The sequence below is a fragment of the Nocardiopsis sp. TNDT3 genome (assembly GCF_003427465.1).
Taxonomy (GTDB): Bacteria; Actinomycetota; Actinomycetes; order Streptosporangiales; family Streptosporangiaceae; genus Nocardiopsis; species Nocardiopsis dassonvillei.
This window is the reverse complement of record NZ_QPFC01000878.1, coordinates 1-5,217: the sequence shown is the minus strand read 5'-3', so window position 1 is coordinate 5,217 and position 5,217 is coordinate 1. Positions and strand designations below refer to the sequence as shown.

General features: G+C 71.7%; 4 protein-coding genes. 1 reads left to right on the top strand and 3 read right to left on the bottom strand.

The window, feature by feature from the left end; all coding sequences use genetic code 11:
• Positions 1 to 187: 187 nt before the first annotated feature.
• From DQW06_RS20995 to DQW06_RS20985, 3 genes are read right to left on the bottom strand one after another with little or no spacing between them, the layout of a single operon-like run.
• Entirely contained in the window at positions 188 to 622 is a 435-nt protein-coding gene (locus DQW06_RS20995; RefSeq protein ID WP_013151498.1) for a response regulator, read from the bottom strand.
• 28 nt (positions 623 to 650) lie between these two features.
• A complete protein-coding gene (locus DQW06_RS20990; RefSeq protein WP_013151497.1) occupies positions 651 to 2,576 on the bottom strand; it encodes a sensor histidine kinase in 1,926 nt (641 codons plus the stop codon).
• A 26-nt stretch (positions 2,577 to 2,602) separates the two neighbouring features.
• Positions 2,603 to 3,868, bottom strand: a complete 1,266-nt coding sequence (locus tag DQW06_RS20985; protein ID WP_013151496.1) for a PP2C family protein-serine/threonine phosphatase — start codon at positions 3,866 to 3,868, stop codon at positions 2,603 to 2,605.
• A gap of 589 nt (positions 3,869 to 4,457) precedes the next feature.
• Here DQW06_RS20985 and DQW06_RS20980 point away from each other — a divergent pair.
• Entirely contained in the window at positions 4,458 to 5,165 is a 708-nt protein-coding gene (locus DQW06_RS20980) for a heme oxygenase (biliverdin-producing) (protein ID WP_071621398.1), read from the top strand.
• Positions 5,166 to 5,217: the final 52 nt, after the last annotated feature.

Here is a 5,217-nt window from a genome sequence, read left to right as displayed (position 1 = left end):
GGGCAGCGCGAAGCGGGAGGGGTGGGTGGCCCCCTATATCCATGGAACCGCGGGCGGACACACCGCGGTAGTCCCCGTGCGCGGCTGCGGAAAACCCCGCGGAGGGCCGACCGCGCGGGCCTCCCCCGCCGGTCCCCGCGCGGGTCTCTGGCGCTGCCGCGGCCCTCCCGTGGGACGGGCGCGCCGCCTACCCCTTGGGCAGGCGCACCACGCTGACGAAGAAGTCGTCGATCTGCCGGACCACCCGTATGAACTGGTCGAAGTCCACCGGCTTGGGGACGTAGGCGTTGGCGTGCAGGCGGTAGCTGCGCAGCACGTCCTCCTCCGCCTCCGAGGTGGTGAGCACCACGACGGGGATGTGCGCGAGGTCCTCGTCGTTCTTGACCTCCTCCAGCACCTCCCTGCCGTCCTTGCGGGGCAGGTTGAGGTCGAGCAGGATCAGGTGGGGACGGGGCGCGTCGGCGAACTCCTCCTCGCGGCGCAGGAAGCGCAGCGCCTCGACACCGTCGGAGACCACGTGCAGGCGGTTGCCCAGCTTGTGTTCCTCGAACGCCTCCCTGGTCATCAGGACGTCGCCGGGGTCGTCCTCGACCAGCAGCACCTCGATGGGATGCACCAACATGACCTCGCTCAAGCTTCCAGACCCCTGCTCAGGGTCCCGCCCCGTGACCGGGGGGAACCGTACCGCCACCGGTGTCGGGCTGGGCGGAGCGGACGCCGCCGGGCCTGTCGCCCGGTTCGGCGCCGTCCTCCCCAGGGTTGTCCGTACCCGTGGGCTGTCGTGCGGCCGTCGGAGCCGAGTCCTCGGGGGTGGTCTCGGCGTCCTCGGTGCCCTCGTCCCCGTTATCGACGGCGAGGGGCTCGGCGGTTCCCCTGTCGGGGGCCGGGTCCTCGTCCTCCGCGGGGTCGGCGGGCAAGGACCAGCATATGCGCGTTCCGGTTCGACCAGAGTCCCGGTCACCTGAGGTTTCGGATTCCCCGGGGTCCCGGGAGCCGGTTTCCAGCCAGATCCGTCCCCCGTGGAACTCCACGATCTTCTTGCACATCGCCAGGCCGATGCCGGTTCCCGTGTACTTGTCCCTGGTATGCAACCGCTGGAAGATCACGAAGATGCGCTCCGCGTACTGCGGTTCGATTCCGATCCCGTTGTCGGAGCAGCAGAACACCCACTCGTCACCGCGCCGTTCGACGCTGATGTGGACCCGGGGGTCCTCCTCGCCGCGGAACTTCACGGCGTTGCCCACGAGGTTGAAGAACACCTGGGTCAGGAGGGTGCGGTCGCCCTGCACGGTCGGCAACGGGTCCCGGGTGACCTCGGCGTCGGCCTCCTCCAGACGGGTGGACAGGCTGCTCAGGGCGTCGTCCAGCGCGTCGTCGAGGGCGACCGGCGCGAAGTTCCTGACCCGGCCGACCCGGGAGAAGGCCAGTAGATCGTTGATGAGGGTCTGCATGCGCTTGGCGCCCTCGACCGCGAAGTCGATGTAGGCGTCGGCGCGCTCGTCCAGCTGCCCCTGGTAGCGGCGCTGGAGCAGCTGGCAGAAGCTCGCCACCTTGCGCAGCGGCTCCTGGAGGTCGTGGGAGGCGACGTAGGCGAACTGCTCCAGCTCCAGGTTGGAGCGGCGCAGTTCCTCGGTCTGGTTCTCCATGAGGACGGACTGCTCCTGGAGCTTGCGCCGCGCGGAGGCGACCTCGTCCAGGTCCTGCACGATGCGCTCGCGCATGGCGTCCACGTCCTGGCCGAGCCGGACGATCTCGGGCGGGCCGTGCAGGGAGATCCGGTGGGCGTAGTAGCCCTCCGACACCTGGCGCATGTGCCCGGCGAGTTCCTCCAGGGGGCGCAGAACCCACTGCTGGAGCATCACCCACAGGAACACCGACAGGAACACCACGACCAGGCCGACCAGGACCAGCAGGGCCACGACCTGCTGGGTGGCCAGGGTCAGGCCCTCGCGGGCCTCCTTGATCTCCGCCTCCAGCTGGCTGGTGGTGGCGTCGCTGATCCGGCTGAGCTCCAGGAAGAGGACCCGGCCGCGCCGCAGCTCCTCCTGGGTGACCTCCTGGCCGCCGCTGACCCGCTCCAGGGCGGGCTCGGCGAACTCCTCGGTCCACACCCGGCCCGCGGTGAGCAGGTCGTCGACGTTGGTGGCCACCTCGGGGTTGTCCTCGGCCAGCTGGGCCAGGACGGCCTGGTTCTCCGTCAGCGTCAGCTGGCTCTCGACGTAGGGCTGGAGGAACTCGCGGTCCTGGGTGAGGATGTAGCCGCGCAGGGCGTGGTCCTGGGTGAGGTAGGCCGAGTGCGTCTGCTCGACCGCGCTCACGGCGGGTGTCAGGGAGTCGACCTGGAGCGCCAGGGACTCGCGGGCCTGGAACGCCGCCAGGGTGATGACGGACACCGCCACGACCAGGACGACGGCGACCACGGCCAGCAGGCTCGTGACGCGCCGCCGCAGGCTCCACGACTGGTGGGCCGAGCGCTTCCCCTCGCGGTTGGTGCCGTTGACGAAGTGCGTGCCGCCGGTCGAGGCCGCGCCGTGCACGCCGGTGTCCGGGGCGGGCCCGGATCCCTCGGTCTCCATGGCCGTCCCCTCTCCGGTCGCCGGTGTCACTCGGGCTCTCCGTGGGTGATGAGCAGCATCGCCACGTCGTCCTGGAGCGGTCCGCCGTTGCTGCGCTCGGCCTCGTCCACCAGGCGTTCGGGCAGCCCGGCCAGGGAGGTGCCCCGTTCCAGCACGCCGGAGACCATCCGGCGCAGGCCCGCGACCTCCAGGCGGGCGGGCGGGGCGCCGTCGTAGGCGTCCACGAGGCCGTCGGTGTAGAAGAGCATGGTCGCCCCGGTGGGGAGCACGACCGTGTCGGTGTCGGTCTGCTCGACGGGGAAGACGCCCAGGGGAGGCTGCGGGGTGACGCGGGTCTCCTCGACGGCGCCGCCGCGCAGGACCATGGGCGGCGGGTGGCCCAGGACGCGGAGCCTGACCCGGTCGTCGCCGGTGTCCAGGCTGGCCATGCACAGGGTGGCGTACATCTCCTCCTGGGCCCGCTCGGTGACCAGGATGTCCTCCAGGCTGGTCAGCACCTTGTCCTCATCGACGCCGCCCATGATGAGGGCGCGCCAGGCGATGCGCAGGCTGACTCCGAGCGCGGCCTCGTCGGGGCCGTGCCCGCTGACGTCGCCGATGATGACGTGGGTGGTGCCGTCCTTTTCGACCGCGTCGTAGAAGTCCCCGCCGACCAGGGCGCGTTTGCGGCCGGGGCGGTAGTAGGCCAGGTGCTCCAGGGGCGAGCGTTGGAGCAGGACCTGGGGCAGGAGTCCGCGTTCGAGGCGCATGTTCTCGCGGGCGCTCATGCGGGCCTCGCGCAGCTGGCGGGCGTTCTCGTCGGCGCGGCGGCGCTCCAGGGAGTAGCGCAGGCTGCGGCCGAGCAGGGAGCCGTCGACCTGGCCCTTGACGAGGTAGTCCTGGGCGCCCGCGGCCACGGCGGCGACGCCCTCGTGCTCGTCGTCGAGTCCGGTGAGGACGACGACGGCGGCCTCGGGTGCGCCCTCCAGGACCTCGCGGAGCAGGTCCAGCCCGTGGGCGTCGGGGAGGTTGAGGTCGAGCAGCACGCAGCCCCGGAAGCCCTCCAGGTGCCGGCGCGCCTCGGCGAGCGTGGGGACCCAGGTGATGTGCGTGGGCAGGGCCGTCTCGTCGAGCAGTTCCTCGGCGAGGAAGGCGTCCCCGGGGTCGTCTTCTATGAGTAGGACGTCAACCGGTTCGACAGCAGCCTCCACCCGCTCGTTCGGGACGGTGTCGTCGCCCAGGAAGGCCCCGTCGTGCGGGGCAGCGTCGTTGGCGGAGGCGGCCCGTGCCGCCTCCCCGCCGATCACCGTCACGGGATCGTGCCCTGTTCTCCTGGTATCCACTCATCGCCCTCGGTCTGCCGGTTCGTGGGTGCCGTGTCGCGCCGTGTGACCCCGGGGGGCGCCCCGGGTTCTCCCGGCGGTCCGGACCGCACGACACCCAAACGATAATCGCCCCGGTGACCTGTTGACCAGCGGCCGTGACGAGACACATCCGACGCCGGAGACCGGGATCACAGCCCTGTTCTCCCTGTGTGAGGGCCTGTTGGCCCGCGGTGGGAACCCGCTGACGCTCCGCCCCGACGTGCGGACGGAACGAGCATGCGCCCATGCACGAGCACATGCAGGGTGTGACGGGGGACACGCGCTGGATTTCTTCGAGCGTACCCGAGGCCCCTCCGGAGAGGTCGGCGCCCCTGCGGGAGACGCGCACGGAAGCGGTGCGGCGGCCTCCGGGAGGGAGCCCGGGCGGCGGGTCCGGAGGCGGAGGGGGAGACGGGCCCGGCACCCCTCGGCACGCCGGCAGATTTTCATGACAGGGTGTCATATCCCCCTTGACAGCGGCCTCCGCCTAAATGACATGATGTCATAAACGTGCCGGACGGAAGGCGGAAGAGCACCGATGAGCGCAACGGCCGAGGTTCCCGCGACGACCGCCCCCGACGCCCCCGGGACCTTCTCCGAACGCCTGCGCGCGGCGACCTGGAGCGACCACCAGGCCGCCGAGGACCACGGTTTCACCCGGGCCCTCATGGACGGCACGCTCCCCCTGGACGGGTACACCGGCATGGTCGCCCAGCACTACTTCGCCTACGTCGCGCTGGAGGAGACCGGCCGGCGCCTGGCGGACGACCCCGTCGCCGGAAGGTTCCACTACCCGGAACTGGAGCGGGTCCCCGCGCTGGTCCGCGACCTGGAGCACCTGCTCGGCGCCGACTGGCGCGACAGGATCGCCCCCACCCCGGCCACCCGCACCTACGCGGCGCGCATCGAGCAGATGGCCGACCACCCCGAGGGGTTCGTCGCGCACCACTACACCCGCTACATGGGCGACGTGTCCGGCGGGCAGTTCATCCGCCGCGTGGCCGCCAGCGCCTACGGCCTGACCGACGCGGCCGGCGTCTCCTTCTACGTCTTCGACGCGCTGGGCAGCCTGCCCCGCTTCCGCGCCGGGTACCGGGAGCGGCTCGACTCCCTGGCCCTGGATGAGGCCGCGGCCGCCCGCCTGGTGGCCGAGACCCGGCTGGCCTACCAGCTCAACACCGAGGTGTTCGCCGACCTGGGCCGGATGTACGCGCCGGGGACCGGGGCGGACGCCGACGCCGCCTGAGCCCCGACCGCGCGCCCGTCAGGCCTCCGGGGCCCGGCGCGTACAACCGGCC

Bases quoted from the DNA above. Each gene is read 5' to 3' on its own strand.
- DQW06_RS20980 (WP_071621398.1), top strand. From the start codon at position 4,458: ATGAGCGCAACGGCCGAGGTTCCCGCGACGACCGCCCCCGACGCCCCC.
- DQW06_RS20995 (WP_013151498.1), bottom strand. From the start codon at position 622: ATGTTGGTGCATCCCATCGAGGTGCTGCTGGTCGAGGACGACCCCGGC.
- DQW06_RS20990 (WP_013151497.1), bottom strand. From the start codon at position 2,576: ATGGAGACCGAGGGATCCGGGCCCGCCCCGGACACCGGCGTGCACGGC.